Annotated in this window: 20 protein-coding genes; 18 read left to right on the forward strand and 2 right to left on the reverse strand. The window is 47.4% G+C overall.

Annotated elements, in window-relative coordinates; genetic code table 11:
* Positions 1 to 47 precede the first annotated feature (47 nt).
* The 8 genes from pstS (at position 48) to RGU75_RS18045 (ending at position 8,289) form a co-directional block, all read left to right on the forward strand.
* Positions 48 to 1,091, forward strand: coding sequence for a phosphate ABC transporter substrate-binding protein PstS (gene pstS / locus RGU75_RS18010; protein ID WP_322238314.1), 1,044 nt, complete (start codon positions 48 to 50; stop codon positions 1,089 to 1,091).
* A gap of 337 nt (positions 1,092 to 1,428) precedes the next feature.
* Complete coding sequence (gene pstC, locus RGU75_RS18015) at positions 1,429 to 2,361, forward strand: phosphate ABC transporter permease subunit PstC (protein ID WP_416186880.1); 933 nt, start codon at positions 1,429 to 1,431, stop codon at positions 2,359 to 2,361.
* Positions 2,358 to 3,257: a phosphate ABC transporter permease PstA gene (gene pstA / locus RGU75_RS18020; RefSeq protein ID WP_322238317.1), complete on the forward strand. Its 900-nt coding sequence runs from the start codon at positions 2,358 to 2,360 to the stop codon at positions 3,255 to 3,257. Before pstC ends, pstA begins: the two co-directional genes overlap by 4 nt.
* A 103-nt stretch (positions 3,258 to 3,360) precedes the next feature.
* A complete protein-coding gene (gene pstB / locus RGU75_RS18025) occupies positions 3,361 to 4,158 on the forward strand; it encodes a phosphate ABC transporter ATP-binding protein PstB (RefSeq protein ID WP_322238319.1) in 798 nt (265 codons plus the stop codon).
* A gap of 95 nt (positions 4,159 to 4,253) precedes the next feature.
* Positions 4,254 to 4,958, forward strand: a complete 705-nt coding sequence (gene phoU / locus RGU75_RS18030; protein ID WP_322238321.1) for a phosphate signaling complex protein PhoU — start codon at positions 4,254 to 4,256, stop codon at positions 4,956 to 4,958.
* Between the two features lie 103 nt (positions 4,959 to 5,061).
* Positions 5,062 to 5,751, forward strand: a complete 690-nt coding sequence (locus RGU75_RS18035) for a winged helix-turn-helix domain-containing protein (RefSeq protein ID WP_322238323.1) — start codon at positions 5,062 to 5,064, stop codon at positions 5,749 to 5,751.
* Positions 5,752 to 5,805: 54 nt separating this feature from the next.
* A complete protein-coding gene (gene phoR / locus RGU75_RS18040; RefSeq protein ID WP_322238325.1) occupies positions 5,806 to 7,116 on the forward strand; it encodes a phosphate regulon sensor histidine kinase PhoR in 1,311 nt (436 codons plus the stop codon).
* Positions 7,117 to 7,341: 225 nt separating this feature from the next.
* Complete coding sequence (locus RGU75_RS18045) at positions 7,342 to 8,289, forward strand: patatin-like phospholipase family protein (protein ID WP_323507615.1); 948 nt, start codon at positions 7,342 to 7,344, stop codon at positions 8,287 to 8,289.
* A gap of 130 nt (positions 8,290 to 8,419) precedes the next feature.
* Here the strand turns inward: RGU75_RS18045 and RGU75_RS18050 are convergent, their stop codons facing one another.
* Positions 8,420 to 9,013: a C40 family peptidase gene (locus RGU75_RS18050; protein ID WP_322238331.1), complete on the reverse strand. Its 594-nt coding sequence runs from the start codon at positions 9,011 to 9,013 to the stop codon at positions 8,420 to 8,422.
* Positions 9,014 to 9,263: 250 nt separating this feature from the next.
* Between RGU75_RS18050 and RGU75_RS18055 the strand changes: the two genes are divergently transcribed.
* The 5 genes from RGU75_RS18055 (at position 9,264) to RGU75_RS18075 (ending at position 16,057) form a co-directional block, all read left to right on the forward strand.
* Positions 9,264 to 9,671, forward strand: coding sequence for a heme-binding protein (locus RGU75_RS18055; protein ID WP_322238333.1), 408 nt, complete (start codon positions 9,264 to 9,266; stop codon positions 9,669 to 9,671).
* 405 nt (positions 9,672 to 10,076) lie between these two features.
* Entirely contained in the window at positions 10,077 to 11,240 is a 1,164-nt protein-coding gene (carA, locus tag RGU75_RS18060) for a glutamine-hydrolyzing carbamoyl-phosphate synthase small subunit (RefSeq protein ID WP_322238336.1), read from the forward strand.
* The gene (carB, locus tag RGU75_RS18065) at positions 11,233 to 14,454 is read left to right on the forward strand and encodes a carbamoyl-phosphate synthase large subunit (RefSeq protein WP_322238337.1); all 3,222 of its coding nucleotides are present in this window, start codon (positions 11,233 to 11,235) and stop codon (positions 14,452 to 14,454) included. Before carA ends, carB begins: the two co-directional genes overlap by 8 nt.
* Before the next feature lie 463 nt (positions 14,455 to 14,917).
* A complete protein-coding gene (greA, locus tag RGU75_RS18070) occupies positions 14,918 to 15,394 on the forward strand; it encodes a transcription elongation factor GreA (RefSeq protein ID WP_322238339.1) in 477 nt (158 codons plus the stop codon).
* Between the two features lie 204 nt (positions 15,395 to 15,598).
* Positions 15,599 to 16,057 (forward strand): DUF4149 domain-containing protein, encoded by a 459-nt coding sequence (locus tag RGU75_RS18075; RefSeq protein WP_322238341.1) that lies wholly within the window; start codon positions 15,599 to 15,601, stop codon positions 16,055 to 16,057.
* Between the two features lie 118 nt (positions 16,058 to 16,175).
* Here RGU75_RS18075 and RGU75_RS18080 read toward each other — a convergent pair whose 3' ends face one another.
* On the reverse strand, positions 16,176 to 16,649 hold the full coding sequence (locus RGU75_RS18080; RefSeq protein WP_322238343.1) for a YhbY family RNA-binding protein: 474 nt from the start codon (positions 16,647 to 16,649) through the stop codon (positions 16,176 to 16,178).
* 37 nt (positions 16,650 to 16,686) lie between these two features.
* On the opposite strand from RGU75_RS18080, the gene RGU75_RS18085 reads away from it, so the two are divergent.
* The 5 genes from RGU75_RS18085 (at position 16,687) to RGU75_RS18105 (ending at position 22,622) form a co-directional block, all read left to right on the forward strand.
* Positions 16,687 to 17,331 (forward strand): RlmE family RNA methyltransferase, encoded by a 645-nt coding sequence (locus RGU75_RS18085; RefSeq protein ID WP_322238345.1) that lies wholly within the window; start codon positions 16,687 to 16,689, stop codon positions 17,329 to 17,331.
* A gap of 186 nt (positions 17,332 to 17,517) precedes the next feature.
* Positions 17,518 to 19,407 (forward strand): ATP-dependent zinc metalloprotease FtsH, encoded by a 1,890-nt coding sequence (gene ftsH / locus RGU75_RS18090; protein ID WP_322238347.1) that lies wholly within the window; start codon positions 17,518 to 17,520, stop codon positions 19,405 to 19,407.
* Between the two features lie 101 nt (positions 19,408 to 19,508).
* Positions 19,509 to 20,351 (forward strand): dihydropteroate synthase, encoded by an 843-nt coding sequence (gene folP, locus RGU75_RS18095; RefSeq protein ID WP_322238349.1) that lies wholly within the window; start codon positions 19,509 to 19,511, stop codon positions 20,349 to 20,351.
* A gap of 176 nt (positions 20,352 to 20,527) precedes the next feature.
* Positions 20,528 to 21,865, forward strand: a complete 1,338-nt coding sequence (glmM, locus tag RGU75_RS18100; protein ID WP_322238351.1) for a phosphoglucosamine mutase — start codon at positions 20,528 to 20,530, stop codon at positions 21,863 to 21,865.
* A 58-nt stretch (positions 21,866 to 21,923) separates the two neighbouring features.
* A complete protein-coding gene (locus tag RGU75_RS18105; RefSeq protein ID WP_322238353.1) occupies positions 21,924 to 22,622 on the forward strand; it encodes a response regulator in 699 nt (232 codons plus the stop codon).
* Position 22,623 lies beyond the last annotated feature (1 nt).

Below are 22,623 nucleotides of genomic sequence, written 5' to 3' on the forward strand. Positions count from 1 at the left end.
TTATTTTAAGTTTGGTGTTTAATTTTAGTGAACAAGGGAGTAATTGAATGCGACTCAATAAAGTCTTTACATCCGTCGTTTTGGCGTTGGGTGCAACGTTCGCAGTTTCATCGGTAATGGCAGCGGAAATCACTGGCGCTGGCGCTTCATTTCCTTATCCGATTTACGCAAAGTGGGCCGAATCTTACAAAGCGGCAACTGGCAATAGCTTGAATTATCAATCGATTGGGTCGGGCGGTGGTATCAAACAGATCAAAGCAAAGACCGTCGATTTTGGGGCGTCCGATATGCCGCTAAAGGCGGAAGAATTGGCCGCTGACAGTTTGATGCAGTTCCCTGCAATCATGGGTGGCGTAGTGCCGGTGGTAAATCTGGAAGGTATTACTCCAGGCCAATTGAAGCTGACTGGTGCATTATTGGGAGACATCTATTTAGGCAAAATTACTAAATGGAATTCGCCAGAAATTGCTGCTTTGAACCCTGGCGTGAAGCTGCCATCTAGCGACATCACGGTTGTGTATCGGGCTGACGGTTCAGGTACATCTTTTGTGTTCACTAGTTACTTGTCAAAAACTAATCCTAGCTTTAAGAGTGGCATTGGTGCAGGTACTTCGGTTAAGTGGCTGGTCGGTGTGGGTGGCAAAGGTAATGAAGGCGTCGCAGCCAACGTCCAAAAAATCAAAGGTTCGATTGGCTACGTTGAATATGCATACGCTAAAAAGAACAAGCTACAGCATACACAGTTGAAAAATCGTGACGGTGGATTTGTACAACCGGATGACGAAACTTTTAAAGCAGCAGCAGCGGGTGCCGATTGGGCTAAAACACCGGGTTTTGCGGTCGATTTCACAGATGCTTCCGGTAAGAATAGCTGGCCTATTACTAGTGCTTCGTTCATCTTGCTGCATAAATCACAAGCTGATGGTGCCAAGGGCAAAGAAGTTCTGAAGTTCTTTGACTGGGCCTACAAGAACGGTGGCGCAGCAGCGACTGAACTTGACTATGTGGCGATTCCTGCTTCTGTCGTTAAGCTAGTAACCGAAGCTTGGAAAAGTGATATTAAGGACAGCGCTGGTAAGGCAATCTGGTAATCAGGGCTGGTTTTAGCGTGTGTCTAGATAGTTAATAAAAATACAGATGGACGGTGATGGTAGACCGTTTGTCTGTAGTCATACTGTAATAGCGCCTCCCGATACCAACATTAAGTTGCAAGGCCCATCGCCTCAATTCCTACGCAGAAAAACTCGCTAGGTGACCGCCGGGCTAATAATTTGTAATAAGTTCCGAGATGTTAGACGGACATGGCACACACTTCATCGGATATCGCTACTCATGAGTGCAAATATTCCTGTTATGGCACAACCAATATCACTCCACCCCAAAAGCCTTGATCAGGCCGGTTTGTCGCAACAAGCATTGCTTGTCACTATGCGCAGACAACGCGTCCAGGACTTCTTCTTTCATAAAATCACGATGGGATTTTCGCTCATCGTACTGTTTGTTCTGATGGGAATTATTGTCTCGCTTGCCATCGGCGCGTGGCCTGTATTTCATACATTTGGTCCGTCTTTTATTACCAGTATTGAATGGGATCCGGTCAACGATCAGTACGGCGCATTAACTGCGATTGCGGGTACGCTGGTGACGTCATTTATTGCATTAGCAATTGCGTTCCCAATCAGTTTCGGTATTGCATTATTTTTGACGGAAATTTGTCCTTCAAAATTACGTCAGCCTTTAGGTACGGCAGTCGAACTTCTCGCTGGGGTTCCGAGTATTATTTACGGCATTTGGGGATTATTTGTGTTTGCCCCGTTGTTTGCGGAATATGTACAGCCCTTGTTAGGTGATACTTTGGGTCATATTCCTGGTATTGGTATCTTATTTTCAGGTCCGCAAATGGGCATCGGCATCTTAACAGCTGGCCTGATTTTGGCAGTGATGATCATTCCTTTTATTGCCTCCGTGATGCGCGATGTATTTGAGGTCGTACCGGCGGTATTGAAAGAATCAGCGTACGGCCTTGGTTGCACCCGTTGGGAAGTCGTCCGCAAGGTGGTGTTGCCCTATGCTAAAACCGGCGTTGTGGGTGGTGTCATGCTTGGACTTGGTCGTGCTCTAGGCGAAACGATGGCGGTGACCTTCGTTATTGGTAATTCGCACCGCTTATCGTGGTCCTTATTCGGTGCCGGTAACAGTATTGCATCGACGCTAGCTAACGAAATCGCTGAGGCTTCGTCAACCTTGCACGTCTCTGCGTTATTCGCACTTGGTCTTATATTATTTGTGATTACTTTTCTTGTACTATCCGCAGCTAAATTGATGTTGATGGGAATGTCCCGGAAAGAGGGGGTCAAATGAGTGCACAGAATTCAGGGCTTTCAACGCAAACTTTTCCTGTCAATCCAGCTGCGAACAAAGTATATCGCAAGCGAATTTTGATACACAAAATTGGCATGGTGTTGTCTTTTTTGGCGATGGCTTTCGGTTTAATTGTGTTGATGTGGATTTTGACAACCCTCGTGGTAAAAGGGGTGGGTGCAATGAATCTTGGATTGCTTACCCAAAACACCCCATCGCCAGGTGGGGAGGGCGGTGGCTTATTTAATCCGATAGTGGGCAGCTTGATGCTGGTTGGACTGGCCACACTGATTAGCACGCCAATCGGAATATTAGCCGGCATTTATTTGGCTGAATATGGGGAAGAAAGCAAACTGGCCCAAGTGACGCGCTTTGTGACCGATATCATGTTGTCAGCGCCGTCAATTGTCATTGGCCTGTTTGTTTACGCAATTTATGTCGCGAAAATCGGTCATTTTTCTGGTTGGGCGGGGACATTTGCTTTGTCATTAATTGCTGTTCCTGTGGTAGTCCGGACAACCGACAATATGCTCAAACTGGTACCCGGCAATTTGAGAGAAGCAGCATTTGCGCTCGGCGCACCGCGCTGGAAGGTAGCATTGACTGTGCGGCTTCGCGCGGTAAAAGCCGGTGTAGTGACGGGCGTTCTATTGGCTGTGGCACGCATAGCCGGCGAAACCGCACCATTGCTTTTTACAGCTTTGAACAATCAATTTTTCAGTACCAATATGAATAAGCCAATTGCCAATTTGCCTGGCGTGATTAATCAGTTTGCCAATAGCCCTTACGACAATTGGGTATCTTTGGCCTGGGCGGGTGCTTTGTTGATTACATTGGGTGTATTGATTTTGAATATCGTAGCGCGTACCTTATTTAGCCAAAAAATTCCAAGTTGAGGCAACGTCTGAAAAAGTGCTATAAGGCATTTTTTTCATTGATGTTTGCTTGGCTAACAGCTAAACCATTTACTGAAAACTGCATTTAATGACTGCGATTGCCATGACTAATCAAGCACTGCAAAGCACCGATTTCAACGCTCTTAAAAAGCCGACTATAGAAATTTCAAAGTTGAATTTTTTCTATGGTAGTTTTCAAGGATTGAAAGATATTAATCTTCATATCAATGAAAAAAAGGTAACCGCATTTATTGGTCCATCCGGCTGCGGAAAATCCACATTACTACGTACTCTCAACCGAATGTACGATCTTTATCCCGGTCAGCGTGCTGAAGGACAAATTATCTACGCTGGGAAGAATATTTTGGATGCCGGTCAGGATCTGAATATGTTACGTGCCAAGGTCGGTATGGTGTTTCAGAAGCCGACGCCGTTTCCAATGTCGATCTACGACAACATCGCTTTTGGTATTCGTCTTTATGAAAATTTGCCAAAAGGTGAAATGGACGAGCGCGTTGAATGGGCACTGACGAAAGCGGCCTTGTGGGGCGAGGTAAAAGATAAACTGAATAAAAGCGGCTTAAGTTTGTCAGGCGGTCAGCAGCAACGTTTGTGTATAGCACGGAGCGTCGCAGTACGTCCTGATGTCCTTTTACTTGATGAGCCGACATCGGCGCTGGACCCAATTTCGACGGCTAAAGTAGAAGAGTTGATTACTGAGCTGAAGCAAGATTACACGATTGCTATCGTGACGCACAATATGCAACAGGCCGCACGCTGCTCGGATTTCACGGCTTATATGTATTTGGGTGAGCTAGTCGAATTTGGCAAGACCGATCAGATATTCATGAATCCGGCCCGTAAAGAAACGCAGGATTACATTACTGGTCGCTTTGGTTAATCAGTTATACGGAGTGGCGTTGGATGATTAACTTCTATTTCGTATGCACCTTTTAACTCTTATTGAATCCGCATAGAACTGTAAGGAATAACCAGATGACTGGCGAACACTCTTCAAAGCAATATGATTCAGACCTTGAAACAATCCGTTCAAAAGTATTACTTATGGGCGGTTTGGTCGAGCGACAATTTCAGGAAGCAATGAATGTCTTCCATAACGGAAATATTGCCGCTGGCGAACGCGTCATCAAGGATGACGATCAAGTCAATTTATTAGAAGTGGAATTGGATAATGCTTGTAGTCACTTGATCGTGCGTCGTCAGCCTACGGCTAATGATTTACGCGTAGTGATGGCGACGATTAAGGTCATTACCGATCTTGAGCGAGTCGGTGATGAGGCCGCCAAAATTGCACGTACGGCGATCCATCTTCATAAGCGTGGCGTCGGAGGTGTCGATCACAATGAAACTGTACGGGTGATTGCTACAGCGGCTGCCGATTTGCTGCACGATGCTCTTGATGCGTTGGCACGTTTGGACGAAAAGCAGGCGATCAAATTGATTTCAGACGATGCAATTATCGATCGGGATTTTCGGTCAATTATGCGCAACGTCATCACTTACATGATGGAAGATCCACGCACGATTTCTGCATTGATGGACACTTTGTGGGTCGCAAAAGCAATCGAGCGTATTGGGGATCACGCTAAAAACATCGCAGAATATGTTATTTATATCGTCGAAGGTAAGGATATACGACATACCGACTATGCAGCGACACACCTTGGCTCAGGTACTTGATTGTTGCGTAAAGCAGGCGAGCAGCGGATCAAGTGAGGAAGAAAAGGGCGAACGCGTATGTTTATAATTCATGGCTTGTTAATTTTTACGTTGACCTGTGCCGATGACTTCTGAAAAAGCATCAATTCTGATCATTGAGGATGAACCGTCGATTGCAGAGTTAGTTGCATACACCATGTCGGAGGCAGGTTGGAGTCCGACGGTGGCGTCTACGGCAGCCGAAGGTTGGTCATCGATTCAGCATCGAACGCCAGAGTTGGTGCTGTTGGACTGGATGCTTCCCGATCAGAGTGGACTCAGATTTTTGTCACGTCTACGTGCAGAACGGCAATTTCAGTCGATACTGGTGATGATGCTAACGGCTAAATCCATGGAAGAGGATAAGATATCCGGTTTGGATAATGGTGCGGATGATTATATGACCAAGCCGTTTTCACCACGTGAGCTAACGTCGCGGGTGAAAGCATTATTGCGTCGTAAAAATCCTGATCAGACTGTTGGCATGATGTCTGCTGGCGCGGTAACGCTTGATCCAGCGAGTTGTTCGGTGCTGATGAATGAACAGAAAATTGATATCGGACACGCCGAGTATCGTCTGCTGAAGTTCTTTATGGCCAATCCCGATCGGGTTTTTTCACGCAGTCAATTACTTGACAAGGTGTGGGGCGATCATGTGGTTATCGAAGAGCGAACGGTAGACGTGCACATACTACGCTTACGGAAGGCTCTGCATGAGGCGGATAATTTGATTCGTACCGTGCGTAGCGTCGGCTACATGTTGTCGACAAAATAAGTCTTTTTACGTTAACGCACTGCATTGCGCTATCTCATTTCCTTTTAATACCTTATGAATCCAACGATGTTGTTCTGGATACCAGCGGCCCTTCGGCTGCTGATGATTTTTGTCGTTTCGGCTTTCGCGTGGCTTTTTTTTGGGGCAATTCCAGGGTTGCTTTTGTGCGCCGCAAGTCTCGTAATGCTGATTGTTTTGCAACTATATTATTTGTATCGTTTAGGTGGCTGGCTGGATAATCCTCGTGGACAAAAGCTTCCAGATGGTTGGGGAGCGTGGACAGACATTTTTTCACGTTTGTATCGTCTGCGACGTGATGATGAAAAAAATCAAGCTGAACTGTCCGAATGGCTGGCGCGTTTTCGACAGGCCATGCATCTATTGCCTGACGGTGTGGTGATCATGGATGACGTTTTATTTTTGGAGTGGTGTAATCCAGCGGCCGAGCGTCATCTCGGCCTCCAACATGGCCGCGACAAAGGAATGCGTGTTACCAATTTGATCCGAAACCCAGATTTCATCGATTACATAATTCTTGGTCGCTATGATCAGCCGCTGCTATTAACGCTACGCGAGCGGAAACTGGTTGTACAAATTATTCCATTTGAAAATCGCCGTCAGATTCTGGTAACCCATGACGCGACTGAATCAGAACGCATCGATATGATGCGCCGCGATTTTATCGCTAATGCCTCACATGAATTACGCACACCGCTGACGGTTATTAACGGTTTTTTAGAAATTGCCCAAGCCCATCCAAATCTCGACCCACAAGTAAGGGCTGGACATCTAAAAATGATGACCGAGCAGGGCCAGCGGATGCAAAATTTGATTGGCGACATGCTGACACTAACGCGGCTTGAGTCAATCGATTATCCGATGCGTCCAGAACGCGTGTATATCGAAGCTATGTTAAAAAATATTTTGCAAGAAGTTGAGTTGTTGTCGGCTGGTCAACATATTTTTTCTCTTCACATAGATGGCCCGGATATCAACGGAAACACAGAAGAATTACGAAGTGCTTTCAATAATTTGGTATCTAACGCTGTGCGGTACACCCCGGCTGGCGGGAAAATAGATTTGATTTGGCAAAATACGCTCAAGGGACCACAGTTCGTGGTGCGTGATACGGGTATAGGATTCAGTGCTGAGCATATGTCGCGTTTGACCGAACGTTTCTACAGGGTGGACAAAAGCCGGTCTCGCGAGACGCGAGGAACCGGGCTTGGCCTAGCCATTGTTAAACATGTATTACTTCGACATGGGGGAGTGTTGGGCGTCGAGTCGAGTCAAGACAAGGGGAGCGTGTTCACAGCACGCCTACCGACGACGATCGTAATAAATAGTAAGGCTGATATACATTGAGGAAAGTTAGGTCGATGATAGAGGCAATACTCATGCCGTGCTAATGAATTCCAGGTGTTCTGCATTTGCGCCATTGTCTAACGCCGAAGTTGTAGCGTTAGTCTGATTAATGGTTTATTTTGCAATCAATTTACCTATCATTCCGGTCGTAATCTTTCGTCGGGCATGGCTGCCGAGGTCCGCCTCTGATGTAAAATCGCTGACTTTCATCGTATTTCTTAATTAATGAACGCTATCTTATCGCCTCGTTGCCTGCCAGTAGTCAGATCATCGCTGTCTATTTTGCTCACTTTGTCTTTAGTCACAGCCTGTACGACTATTGCACCAGTCGCGCCAGTGACACCCGTAGTCACGGTGCCGGTTGTTCAAAAAGAAGCGCCGCGGCACATTAAAATTGGCCTTGCCTTGGGTGGTGGCGCGGCACGTGGCTTCGCGCACATTGGAGTCATTAAGGCTCTTGAAGCCCAAGGCATAGTTCCGGATATCGTCGTTGGTACCAGCGCAGGTAGCGTTGTTGGGGCGCTTTACGCCGCAGGAAACAACGGATACGCATTGCAAAAATTGGCATTGAAAATGGATGAGGCGGCATTTTCTGATTGGTCGATTCCCTTATTTGCCAAGGTAAGCGGAGTTTTAAAAGGCATCGGCCTTGAAAACTATGTTAATAATACCATCGGTAATGTTCCGATCGAAAAACTGAAAATCCCATTCGGAGCAGTCGCTACAGATCTGAACTCAGGCCAGCCGATTTTATTTCGGCGAGGAAATACTGGGTTAGCAGTGCGTGCTTCCTCAGCCGTCCCGGGCGTATTTCAATCGGTCAAGATTGGTAGCCATCTATATGTAGATGGTGGGTTGGTGGCCCCGGTACCAGTTCGATTTGCCAAGGAAATGGGTGCCGACTTTGTGATTGCTGTCGATATCTCTGCCGTGCCGAAAGCGCAGGCCGCATCTAGTTCTGTCGATGTGTTACTGCAAACCTTTGCTATTATGGGTCAGACGATTAATGAAAAGGACCTGAAAGAGGCGGACATCGTCATCCAACCTAGGCTCGACGCTATGAAGGGTAATGACTTCAATGGACGGAATATGGCAATTCTTGCGGGGGAGCAAGCCGTGATGGCTCAAATGGTCGAGATCAAAAGGAAGTTGCTAGAGAAGCGCGGTGGGTGAAGCGGAACCGTTAATAAGGCTTGCGCAGGATTCCAATTCCTACATTTCTTGTGCTATTCGAAACAGCAAAAAGCCACATCTATGGATGTGGCTTTTTGCTGTTAAATAAGTAAATGAATAGACAGTGTTTCTATTTTTGCGCTGCTGTAATATTTGCAACTGTTGCCGGATCCAGATCACTAATGCGACGCGCGCCGTTGAAGCGATTTTTCCAATAAGCTATATCCATGCTTTCTACTCGCACTGAAGAACCGGTCCTTGGAGCGTGGATAAACTTGTTATCCCCTAGATAGATGCCGACATGAGAGAAGCTGCGTTTGAGGGTGTTATAAAAGACCAGATCGCCAGGTTTTAAGTCATCCTGGTCAACTTTTTCGCCTTCTTTGCTGAGTTCTGCTGAGGTGCGGGGTAAGTTAATACCGAGCGCTTCCTTAAACACGTATCGCACCAAGCCGCTGCAATCAAGTCCAGTTTGCGGCGTGTTGCCGCCGTATTTATAATTAATACCGATTAAACCGATGGCACTTTGTGCAAGATCTGATGCACGTTCGGTAAGTTGCTCAGTGAATTGTTGAAATTTACTGCGAGGCGGTTGGGCGGGAGGGGCGCTATCGAAAACAGTTATATCTGACGACCAGGCCGGGCTGGCGATCCAGCAACTAGCGAGTACGGTACACGCCATTGCTAAAGCACGAAAAAGTGGAATGTCAATTTTAATCGTCATCGTAATTGAGGCTTGGGTCAAATGACCGCATGAATGTAAGTGAATAAGAGTCCCCGTGTCAAAACAAGGGCTTAACTCAAGATGCATAACCAGACGGCAGATTCGGCTACAAGTTCCCGAAACGAATATTAATTAACGATGTTAATGCAAAAAAGTGGTTTTTGCATGAATTTTTTTCTGAAACCCATAATGGGATAGCATCATGTGGCCTCACTAAAGTACAATCCTCGCCATCATCCAAGGAGAAATAATGAAATCGAAACAAGTATTAACACTCGACGATCTAAAGAAAATTGCGAATGCGGCAGAAGCTGAAGCCAAAGCAAATAACTGGGCTGTGACGATTTCTATTGTTGATGACGGCGGACATTTATTGTGGCTGCAGCGGTTGGACGGTGCGGCGCCAATTTCGGCCCACATTGCGCCATCCAAAGCCAAAACGGCCGCTCTTGGTCAGCGCGAATCTAAAGTGTATGAAGATATGATCAACAATGGTCGTTTCTCTTTCATCACTGCGCCTAACCTGGATGGATTACTTGAAGGTGGCGTTCCTATCGTTATCAATGGCGAATATTTGGGCGCGGTCGGCGTGTCTGGCGTTAAATCATCGGAAGATGTACAAATTGCTAAGGCAGGGATCGCCGCTTTAACTGCATAACTTAGTGGCAAAATAGCTAATCGCAATAGTTGTCAAATAATTAATTAAACGCAAATGAGCGTTGTCGTTGAATTTATTGTGTTCTGCGATGGACTCTTAAGTTAATTATTAGTCAAGTTGGTAGGTGGGAATTAGCGCTGGTTATTGTGAGTGGGCGCGGTAAGGCTCAACGCCATAAATTAATTTTGTAATAACCAGCGTCTTTTTCGAGAATAGCGCGGTTCACCTGATTGTCTGAAGGGTGGTTTTGCTCTATAATCGGAGGGTTAAGCCCAATTTACTCCGCCGTAGCGCATACAACTCCATTCCGTCTCAAAAAGACTATCAATATCTCCAGATTGTTGGAGGGTTTCTTAGCGGTCGTTTGGCACAGCGTAGCGGCGGTAACAACATCAGGAGTTACCTTTGCCGCCATTTTTTTCTGGCCATGCTGTTCCGGCCATCCTCGCGCTAGCAGATGGATCAATTTTTCAAGGTTTTTCGATTGGCGCTGTTGGCCACACGACCGGCGAAGTGGTATTTAATACCGCAATGACCGGATACCAGGAAATTCTTACCGATCCTAGCTATAGTCAACAAATCGTCACACTGACTTACCCTCACATCGGCAATACCGGTGTTAATCCAGAGGATATCGAGTCGTCCCGCGTGCATGCTGCGGGCTTGATCATTCGCGATTTGCCGCGTTTGATTTCGAATTTTCGCTCTACCCAAACGCTTGAGTCTTACTTGCAAGATGCGAATATTGTCGCTATCGCCGGCATAGACACGCGCAAGCTGACACGTATTTTGCGTGAAAAAGGTGCGCAAAGCGGTGCCATCGTAACGGTCGACACAGACGTTGCCAGCGCGAAGGCGAAGGCCTTAGAGTTAGCGCGCGTCTTTCCTGGTTTGGCTGGAATGGATCTGGCTAAAGTGGTGTCTACCACCAAAGCTTATAGCTGGAGCGAGACAGAATGGCGTCTCGGTCGCGGCTACGATCAGCAAATTACCGCTAAATATCACGTCGTAGCGTTTGACTACGGCGTTAAATTCAATATCTTGCGCATGCTGGCCGCCCGTGGCTGCAAAGTAACCGTGTTGCCTGCCCAGGCGACCGCCGCTGAAGCGTTAGCGCTCAATCCAGATGGCATATTTCTGTCAAATGGTCCTGGCGATCCCGAGCCATGCGATTACGCAATTTCAGCGACCAAAGAATTAATCGAGCGAGGCATTCCTACTTTTGGTATCTGCCTCGGACATCAAATCATGGCGCTGGCATCCGGCGCGAAGACGTTGAAGATGAAATTCGGCCATCACGGCGCCAATCATCCGGTACAAGATCTCGATACCAAGCAGGTCATGATCACTTCGCAGAACCATGGTTTTGCGGTTGACCCGACAACGTTGCCCGCTAATTGCCGCGTGACACATGTCTCGCTATTCGACGGCTCGTTACAAGGCTTTGCTCGTACTGATAAGCCGGCATTTTGCTTTCAGGGACATCCAGAAGCATCACCTGGCCCGAATGACGTCGCCCCCTTGTTCGATCGCTTTGTGGCGATGATGGAGAAAAATAAAAATGCCTAAGCGTCTCGATATAAAAAGCATCCTGATTATTGGTGCTGGTCCGATCATTATCGGCCAGGCCTGCGAGTTTGATTATTCCGGCGCGCAAGCCTGCAAAGCGTTGCGTGAAGAAGGCTACAAAGTCATTCTGGTTAATAGCAATCCTGCGACCATCATGACTGATCCGGAAATGGCTGATGTCACGTACATTGAGCCGATTACCTGGCAAGTAGTTGAGCGCATTATTGCGAAAGAAAAGCCGGATGCAATCCTGCCTACGATGGGCGGCCAGACCGCGCTGAATTGTGCGCTGGATTTGCATCATCATGGCATTCTGACTAAATATAACGTTGAGTTGATTGGTGCTTCGCCAGAAGCGATCGACAAGGCAGAAGATCGCTCCAAATTTAAAGCGGCCATGACCAAAATTGGTCTTGGTTCGGCCCGCTCTGGTGTCGCGCACACCATGGACGAAGCATGGGTTGTGCAAAAAGAACTCGGCTTCCCGACCATTATTCGTCCATCGTTCACTATGGGTGGAACCGGCGGCGGTATTGCGTATAACGCGGAAGAGTTTGAAGCGATTTGCAAGCGTGGCCTCGAAGCCTCGCCAACTAAAGAATTGTTGATTGAAGAATCATTGATCGGTTGGAAAGAATTCGAGATGGAAGTTGTGCGCGATAAGGCGGATAACTGCATTATTGTCTGCTCAATCGAAAATCTGGATCCGATGGGCGTGCATACCGGTGACTCCATTACGGTTGCGCCAGCACAGACATTGACAGACAAAGAATATCAAATCATGCGTAACGCCTCACTCGCTGTTTTGCGTGAGATTGGCGTTGATACAGGTGGTTCTAACGTACAGTTTTCAATCAATCCGGCTGATGGTCGGATGATTGTCATTGAGATGAATCCTCGGGTATCACGTTCATCAGCATTGGCATCGAAAGCGACCGGTTTTCCGATCGCGAAGATCGCGGCAAAACTGGCAGTTGGTTTTACGCTGGATGAACTTCGTAACGAAATCACTGGCGGAGCAACGCCTGCGTCATTTGAGCCTTCGATCGATTACGTCGTGACGAAGATCCCGCGTTTTGCATTCGAAAAATTTCCTGCAGCTGACGACCATTTAACCACCCAAATGAAGTCGGTTGGCGAAGTAATGGCGATTGGCCGCACTTTCCAGGAGTCATTCCAAAAGGCATTACGCGGACTTGAAGTTGGCGTTGATGGCATGAACGAAAAAACTCAGGATCGCGAAGTTATTGAAGAAGAGCTTGGCGAACCTGGTCCAGATCGTATCTGGTACGTCGGTGACGCGTTTGCACAAGGTTTTACATTGGAAGAAGTGCATCAACTGACCCATATCGATCCATGGTTTCTATCGCAAATTAAAGAAATCGTTGATACTGAATTGTGGCTGGAAAGCACCCAAACGCTAGAGGGGCTCGATCGCGATACGCTGTATAAACTAAAGCAGCAAGGCTTTGCCGATCGTCGTCTGGCGAAGCTGCTGAAAGTTACCGATACCGAAGTTCGTGCCAAGCGCCATGCGCTGAATTTGCGTCCGGTCTATAAGCGTGTTGATACCTGTGCTGGTGAGTTTTCGACGAATACCGCTTATATGTACTCGACCTATGAGGAAGAGTGCGAGTCGAATCCGACCGACAAAAAGAAAATCATGGTACTGGGCGGCGGACCTAACCGTATCGGCCAAGGTATCGAGTTTGATTATTGTTGCGTACATGCGGCACTGGCACTAAGAGCAGATGGATACGAGACCATCATGGTCAACTGCAATCCGGAAACCGTTTCGACCGATTACGACACGTCTGATCGTTTGTATTTTGAATCGCTGACGCTGGAAGACGTACTAGAAATCGTCGATAAAGAAAAACCATACGGCGTCATCGTTCAATACGGTGGTCAAACGCCGTTGAAACTCGCGCTGGATCTGGAAGCGAATGGCGTACCGATTGTCGGCACCTCACCAGACATGATTGATGCTGCCGAAGATCGGGAACGTTTTCAAAAACTATTGCATGATTTGAATCTCCGTCAGCCACCAAACCGTACAGCACGTACTGAAGAAGACGCATTGCGTCTGGCTCAGGAAATAGGCTATCCGCTGGTAGTGCGCCCGTCCTATGTATTGGGTGGTCGTGCTATGGAAATCGTCCATGAGCAACGTGATCTTGAGCGCTACATGCGTGAAGCCGTGAAGGTTTCGCACGATTCTCCGGTATTGCTGGATCGTTTCCTGAACGACGCGATTGAAGTCGACGTCGATTGCTTATCAGATGGCGAGCGTACATTCATCGGTGGCGTCATGGAGCACATTGAGCAAGCGGGTGTCCATTCGGGGGACTCAGCATGTTCGCTGCCACCTTATTCTTTGGCGCAGGAAACTATTGATGAGTTGAAGCGTCAGACTGCATTGATGGCTAAAGGCCTGAATGTGGTCGGCTTGATGAACGTGCAGTTTGCCATTCAGCAGATTGATGGCAAGGATGTTGTGTTCGTTCTAGAGGTTAATCCGCGTGCATCGCGTACGGTGCCGTTTGTTTCTAAGGCTACCGGTTTGCAATTGGCTAAGATTGCGGCGCGCTGCATGGTCGGCCAATCTCTGGATAGTCAGGGGATCAAGGACGAGGTCGTACCGAAATACTTCAGTGTCAAAGAAGCGGTATTCCCGTTTGTTAAGTTCCCCGGCGTGGATACCATTCTGGGGCCGGAAATGAAGTCAACCGGTGAAGTGATGGGCGTGGGCAAAACGTTCGGCGAGGCTTTCGTTAAATCGCAACTCGGTGCCGGTATCAAATTGCCAACATCGGGTCAGGTATTTCTCAGCGTTAAAGCTAGCGATAAGCCACGTGCAGTGAAAGTTGCCAAGGATTTAGTAGCGATGGGATTCTCAGTGGTCGCCACGAAGGGCACAGCTGCCGCTATTCATGCAGCGGGTATTCCGGTGAAGACTGTCAACAAAGTGGTTGAGGGTCGTCCACATGTCGTCGACATGATTAAGAACAATGAAATTACATTGGTCATTAATACGGTCGAAGAGAAGCGTAGTGCGATTGTCGATTCACGCGCTATCCGCACATCAGCCTTGCAAGCGCGGGCGACGACTTACACCACCATCGCGGGAGCGGAGGCGGCGGTTCAGGGTATGCGGCATCTTGATGAGTTGAACGTCTACGATTTACAAGGTCTGCATAAAACCTTACACTAAGTCCATACGTATCACTATCCTCTTGGTAAGTCGCTACGAGTTGTAGCGACAACTATGCTGATCGGGGCAATCAGTTTGCGTTAAATGAGGCAGAAAAGTCGAAGTAGTCTCAATGACTATGAGGATTTTTGAGTTCTACTTAGCACCAATCAATGCCTGAGTAGTAAGATGAGATGCAGATTTTAGACGTCCCACGCGGAGGTCGCACACAGTGCCGAAATTCGGTGCCGTTTGTGACCTCCGTGGCATTTTATTGGCACGATTCTTTCGGATTAAAAGAGCAGTGTCGATTTTTTGGCAGGTAGTTAGATTTTTTGTATCGCTGCTCTATTTTGTATCCCGTTCCACTATGCAAGACTAGAAAATAACGCTGGCGAATGTTGTTAAGAGTGTCACCGCGACGGGGCACAACAACATCAATTCGTCAAATTGACAACTTTAATTAGATTTGAATAAGATTCCTATGAGCTCAGTACCTCTTACCAAGTTTGGCGCCGAATTACTGAAGTCTGAACTGGTACGCCTGAAAACCAAAGAGCGCCCATCCGTGATCAATGCAATTGCTGAGGCGCGTGCGCACGGCGATCTTTCGGAAAATGCCGATTACGACGCAGCCAAAGAGCGTCAAGGTTTTATCGAAGGTCGGATTGCCGATCTAGAAGGTAAATTAGGTGCAGCGCAAATCATTGATCCGACTACGCTGGATGCGGATGGTCGTGTAGTTTTTGCTGCAACTGTTGATCTCGAAGATTTGGAGACTGGCGATAAGGTGACTTACCAAATCGTTGGCATGGATGAAGCAGACATAAAAGTTTCAAAAGTCTCTGTTACCTCGCCGATTGCTCGTGCCTTAATCGGTAAAAGTGCTGGCGACGTGGTCGGCGTTCAAGCGCCGTCCGGGATTCGCGAGTACGAAATTTTGGAAGTGCGCTACATCTAAATTTTTTGATGATTGGGTAGTTCGTGTGTGTAACCCTAACGAGGGTACACACAAGAGGCTGATTGCATTTCGGGTAGCTTACGTGAAATCATCCAGATAGTTTCCTGTGTTGATAGCTTGTCAGTATTACTGGAAGTGCGGAGAAAATAAGCCGTTAGTATTTCCATTGAGACCCGGTCGATTGCGGCCGCGGCAGAGGACACAATGATAGTAGTGCGCGCAAGATTATTGATTGCCACCTTATGGGTTGGCAGCTTATGGACCGTTGGATACGTGGTTGCGCCGACATTATTTGCAACATTGGCAGATCGCGCTTTAGCAGGCACGATTGCCGGTAGTTTATTTAGAGTTGAGGCTTGGCTCGGTGTTGCCTGTGGGCTGTTGCTAACGCTGTTATTTGGTTTTCGGACCGCAGATGATAACGCGCCGTTGCGCAAAACTTTATTGCGTTTAACTTTGGTGATGCTGCTTTGTACTGTGGTTGGCTATTTTGGTATTCAGCCGTTCATGGCATCGCTACGCGAGGCGATCGCATCCGGTGGCATTATGAGTCCGGCTGCTAAAACACAATTCGGAATTTTACACGGCGTCGCAAGCGGCATATATCTCATCCAAAGCCTGTTTGGAATGGGCCTGATTTTAAAGCTACGCACATTGCGTTAACGCGCGACCCGGTCAATATCGTTGCAAGGGAATTCACCTTTATGGGTTTTGCCCTTGCAACTTCGGGTAAAATACGCGCACTTTCATGAGCTTAATGTATCGCGTGCTTAGTTCACAATTACTGACCAAGCGCAGATTTCTTGCGGCTCTTTTGACGTGGTTTTTCACGTTTAATATTGCCACCAGCAGTAACGCGTTCATTGCCTTTTACCATTACCTTGGTAACTGACGGGCGCTTTGTGCCACTTGGACTTGGTTTAACGATAGTGACTTCCCGCATACCCTTACCACGTGTTTCGGTGCGTGCCTTATTAGCAGCATCTTTTTGTGGGCGATACATTATCAGGAGTTTACCAATGTGTTGTACCGGCGCGGCACCGAGTTTGTCGCAAATAGTTTCGTAGATTGCAATCCGCGCTTCGCGGTCGTCGCCAAATACACGCACTTTGATAAGGCCGTGAGAATTCAGGCTGTTGTCAATTTCCTTCATCAGTGAAGGTTTTAAACCTTCTTCACTGATCAGGACAACTGGACTTAGTGCATGGGCTTCGGCGCGGAGTTCGCTGCGCTCGGCGGGTGTGAGTTTCAACATAAATATAAAAATTCCTTAAAAACGGTATTCTACGCGAATGGCAAAGAAGAAATTAAACAAAAACTGGCTACACGATCACATTAATGATCCATATGTGAAGCTGGCACAGAAAGAAGGCTATCGCGCCCGGGCTGCTTATAAGCTAAAAGAAATCGACGAAGTTGATAAGTTGATTAAGCCAGGGCAAATTATAGTTGACCTTGGCTCAACACCTGGAAGCTGGTCTCAATACGTTCGTAATAAATTATCCGGTCAAGAAGGCGGCGGAATCCATGGAATGGTTATTGGATTGGATATATTACCGATGGATCCTATTGCCGATGTGCATTTTATCCTGGGGGATTTTCGCGAGCAAGAAAGTCTCTCTCAACTTGAACGGTTGCTAGCTGGTCGTAAAGTTGACCTTGTGTTGTCTGATATGGCCCCTAATCTATCAGGTATTGCCATAGCGGATGCCGCACGGATGGAGGAAATTATTGATTTGGCAATTGAATTTACTGTAAATCACATGAAGCCGTCTGGCGTGTTGTTGGCGAAATGCTTCAATGGCCGAGGATATAACGAGATACTAAGCAAATTTCGCGCAACATTCGAGAGTGTTGGCTCTAGAAAACCGAAAGCGAGCCGTGATAAATCGTCAGAAATATTTTTATTGGGCCGGAATTTAAAGAATTCGGCTTAAATTTCGATTTTAAACACTTTATTGTGGATTTATCCTTGATTTTTCATGGGTGTGTCCACATATCCAACCTAGTAACGACTGGTGATTCCGAGTAAAATCAGGTTTCAGCCCGAAAGCAATAAACACAGTGCGAGCCCAACCCGAAGCACCACGACTATCGGCGCGTCGCGCGCTCAAGGAGTTCTAGTGAATAACATGTTTTCAAAAGCCGCCATCTGGGTGGTCATTGCCTTGGTGCTCTTTACCGTATTTAAACAATTCGATACTAAAGGATTGTCTAACGGTGCGGCGCCAATTGCTTATTCCGACTTCATTAACGAGGTGAAGGCGGGACACATCACTGATGCGGTGATTGAAGATCGTAATATTATTGCCAATACCTCTGACGGCAAAAAAATCAAGACCACTACAACGTTCCTTGATCGTGGGCTCGTAGGCGACTTACTCAATAACGGCGTTAAGTTCGACGTTAAACAACCTGAAGAACCGTCATTCCTGTCGCAAATTTTCATATCTTGGTTCCCGATGATTTTGTTGCTCGGCGTCTGGATATTTTTTATGCGTCAAATGCAAGGCGGCGGGAAAGGTGGTGCGTTCTCGTTCGGGAAGTCTAAAGCGCGGATGCTGGATGAAACTACTAATACAGTCACTTTTGCCGACGTCGCAGGTTGCGATGAGGCGAAAGACGAAGTCTCTGAAATTGTAGATTTTCTACGCGATCCCACTAAATTTCAAAAGTTGGGTGGTCGAATTCCGCATGGCGTGTTAATGGTTGGTCCTCCAGGAACGGGTAAAACATTGTTGGCGCGCGCGATTGCCGGTGAAGCCAAGGTACCGTTTTTTACTATTTCCGGTTCGGATTTTGTTGAAATGTTCGTTGGTGTCGGTGCTTCACGTGTCCGTGATATGTTCGAAAACGCCAAAAAACATTCTCCTTGTATCATTTTTATTGATGAAATTGATGCGGTTGGTCGTCATCGTGGCGCTGGTATGGGCGGCGGTAATGATGAACGGGAACAAACACTAAATCAAATGCTGGTCGAGATGGATGGCTTTGAAGTTAATTCGGGCGTGATCGTGATTGCTGCGACCAACCGTGCTGATGTGCTTGATAAAGCACTGTTGCGTCCAGGTCGTTTCGACCGTCAGGTTGTAGTTGGATTGCCGGATATACGTGGCCGTGAGCAGATTCTCAATGTGCATATGCGCAAAGTGCCTATTTCGACTGACGTTAAGGCTGATATTTTGGCGCGTGGTACACCAGGCTTTTCAGGCGCGGACTTGGCTAATCTTGTAAACGAGGCCGCATTGTTTGCAGCGCGGCGCACCAAGCGTTTAGTAGAAATGCAGGACTTCGAGGATGCTAAGGACAAGATCGTAATGGGTCCTGAGCGTAAATCGGCTGTTATGCGCGAAGAAGAGCGTCGTAACACTGCTTATCATGAGTCGGGTCACGCAGTTGTTGCTAAGTTGCTTCCAAAAGCTGATCCTGTACATAAAGTCACCATTATGCCGCGCGGATTTGCGTTAGGTTTAACCTGGCAGTTGCCTGAGCATGATCGTGTCAATATGTATAAAGACAAGATGCTCGAAGAAATCGCTATTCTGTTTGGCGGCCGTATTTCTGAAGAGATCTTCATGCACCAGATGTCTACTGGCGCATCGAATGACTTTGAGCGCGCAACGAAGTTGGCGCGTGCAATGGTGACGCGTTACGGCATGTCGGAAACCCTCGGCACGATGGTGTACGAAGATACAGAGCAAGATGCTTATTTTGGTCGGATGGCTTCAAAAACTGTTTCCGAAGCAACTCAGCAAAAAGTTGATGCAGAAATTCGCAGCATTTTGGATCAGCAATACGCTTTATCGCGTAGATTGCTAGAAGAAAATCGCGATAAAGTCGAAGCCATGACTAAGGCTTTGCTGGATTGGGAAACAATTGATGCTGATCAAATTAACGACATCATGGAAGGCCTCGAGCCACGTTTGCCAAAATATGGTATCCCGGTAAAGAAGACGCCGACTGATAGTTCGTCAGGTGGTGGAATATCTCCGACAGCGACAGCACCAGCCTGATTTCGAGCTGAAGGTGGCGTGATCGTGAGTCGAGAATTTTCGATGTAAATAACTAAGGGTGAGGATTTATCCTCGCCCTTTTTCTGTATACGAATAAAAAAATGCAACAATATTTTCAATGTGGACGCTACCGCCTTGCGGTAAATACACCCAACGCACGGCCACTGGTAATGGGAATTCTGAACATCACGCCAGATTCATTCTCCGATGGCGGGCAATTTTATTCGCTAGAATTTGCTCTTTCTCATGCGGAGCAAATGATCGCAGACGGCGTGGATATTATTGACATTGGTGCTGAGTCTAGTCGCCCCGGGAGTCCCACAGTGTCGCTCTCAGAAGAATTGGATCGCTTGATGCCGATTATCTACGCGCTACGCGATTGTGGTAAGCCTCTTTCAATTGATACCTATAAGCCGATGGTTATGCGCGAGGCAATTGCTGCCGGCGCAGATTTAATCAATGATATTAATGCTTTTCGAGCTGACGGTGCACTTGAGGCGGTCAAGGAAAGTGATTGCGGATTATGTGTCATGCATATGCAAGGGCAGCCTCAAACTATGCAGGAGAGGCCGGCATATGACGACGTATTTGCCGAGGTCACGCGCTTTTGGGGTGAACGGGTTGCAGCTTTGGAGCGAGTAGGAGTGGAACGTTCACGCATTAGCATTGATCCTGGTTTCGGCTTTGGTAAGACGCTCGCACATAATCTCGTTTTGCTAAGAAATATTGGTAAAATGCAACAATTGATGGATCTGCCAATGTTGGTTGGAGCTTCACGCAAAACCATGATAGGAAATTTGACGGGCAAACCGATTGAAAGGCGCTTGGCCGGTAGCGTTGCTGCGGCCCTCGTAGCAGTGGCTCAAGGGGCGAAAATCGTGCGCGTTCATGATGTAGCAGAAACGATTGATGCGCTGGCGGTTTGGCAAGCTGGTTTAGCTTAAATTTTGATGATGCGATTGTTGTGAATTGAGCGCGACAGATGAGAGAAGTTATCAGCGTATAACGTTTTTGTATCGGACTAAAATCTTAGGTTATCGTAAATAGTCGGAGTTGGTTGAGAATAGTGTACAAGGTAGCGTTTCTAAAAAAATAATAAATATTTAAAAACAGGCCTTAAATGACTAGAAAATATTTTGGTACAGATGGTATCCGTGGTCGCGTGGGGATTGCTCCAATTACACCGGATTTTGTAATGCGACTTGGCTACGCTGCTGGCAAAGTGCTGGCGCAATCGGAGTCTGCCGCAATCAAGCCAACGGTGTTAATCGGCAAAGATACACGCGTATCCGGCTACATGCTGGAAGCTGCTTTGGAGGCTGGATTTGCGGCGGCTGGCGTTGATGTGATGCTGGCCGGACCGATGCCGACACCGGCGGTTGCGTACCTGACAAGGGCATTGCGCCTGTCTGCAGGAGTTGTCATTTCAGCGTCGCATAATCCGTTTGACGATAATGGGATCAAGTTTTTTTCAGCCCATGGAAATAAGCTGGATGATAGCGTAGAGGCCGCTATTGAAGCCGCACTGGAACATCCGATGAGTTGTGTAACATCGGATAAATTAGGTAAGGCTAAGCGTCTGGATGACGCACCAGGCCGCTATATCGAATTTTGCAAGAGCACGTTTCCGAATGACCTTGATTTGCGCGGAATGACCATCGTTGTCGATGCCGCGCATGGGGCTGCATATCATATTGCATCGCATGTATTTCACGAGTTAGGCGCTGAAGTTATCTCTATTGGCAATCAACCCAATGGCTTCAATATTAATGACGGTTACGGTGCGACCGCGCCCGAGGCGCTGGCGCTTGCTGTGTGTGCGAACAACGCCGATGTAGGCATTGCGTTGGACGGTGATGCCGATAGATTGATTATGGTCGATTCTACCGGGCGGATATACAACGGCGATGAATTGCTCTATATCGTGGTGAAAGACAGGTTGAAAACCGGCATGGTCAGCGGCGTAGTTGGCACCCTGATGACGAACATGGCATTGGAGGTGGCTTTTGGGCAAATGGGCTTGGAGTTTGCACGCGCTAAAGTCGGCGATCGCTACGTATTAGAGCAATTGAAAGAGCGCGGTTGGTTGCTAGGTGGAGAAGGATCTGGCCACTTGTTATGCCTGGATAAGCATACGACTGGTGACGGTATTGTGTCAGCACTGCAAGTATTGTCCGCTTTAAGTCGTAGCGGACAATCCTTGTCCGAAATTACCGCGGACATAAGCATGTATCCCCAAACCTTGATTAACATCAGAGTGGCGGCTGGTTTCGACTGGCAACAGCAACCCGAAGTTGTAGCCGAAAAAGCCGCAGTCGAGAGTGAACTCGGTAACAATGGGCGCGTATTGATTCGCGCGTCTGGCACCGAGCCGTTGGTGCGCGTGATGGTTGAGGCAAAAACGGCGGACTTGGCGCAGACAATGGCGCGTCGCATTGTCGATAAAATTGCCGTTTAAATTTTTTTAATCCGGATTACTATCAGTATGCATTTTCAAACTTATTTTCATATCGCAGATGTCAAAACATCATACTAATATTTTGATTGTCGAAGATGAGCCTGGCATCGCTGAGCTCTTGAGGTTTACGCTCGATGATGCGGGATTTTCCTGCGAAATTGCTGAAAATGCCAACGAGGCGCGCGCGGCAATCACTGCGATGTTACCTCAAGTAGTATTACTCGACTGGATGCTGCCGGACACTTCCGGTTTATCGTTACTGCAAGAGTGGCGTAGTCAGGTTCGGACTGCCACTTTGCCAGTCATTATGTTGACTGCCAAGGGTATGGATGAAGATAAAGTTCGAGGCTTAAATGATGGGGCAGATGATTACGTTACAAAACCATTTTCACCAAAAGAATTGGTCGCTCGTATTCAAGCTCTGTTGCGGCGTAAAGTGCCGGAATTGGGCCATAACACATTAAAATATGGCGCGATCAATATTGATACTGACCGCTATCAAGTTTCTGTTGACTCTCGGACAATCGAACTGGATCAAGCTGAATTCAAGTTACTTCGCTTTTTGATCGCGCATCCGGAACGGATATTTTCACGCGCACAATTGCTCGATAAAGTGTGGGGCGATCATACCTTCATCGAAGAGCGTACTGTTGATGTACATATTATGCGGCTACGTAAATCGTTGGGCTCAGCTGCGGACTACATTAAAACGATCCGTGGAGTTGGCTACAAAATGTCCAACGACACGACTGCATGAA

The organism is Glaciimonas sp. CA11.2, assembly GCF_034314045.1.
Classification (GTDB): domain Bacteria; phylum Pseudomonadota; class Gammaproteobacteria; order Burkholderiales; family Burkholderiaceae_D; genus Glaciimonas.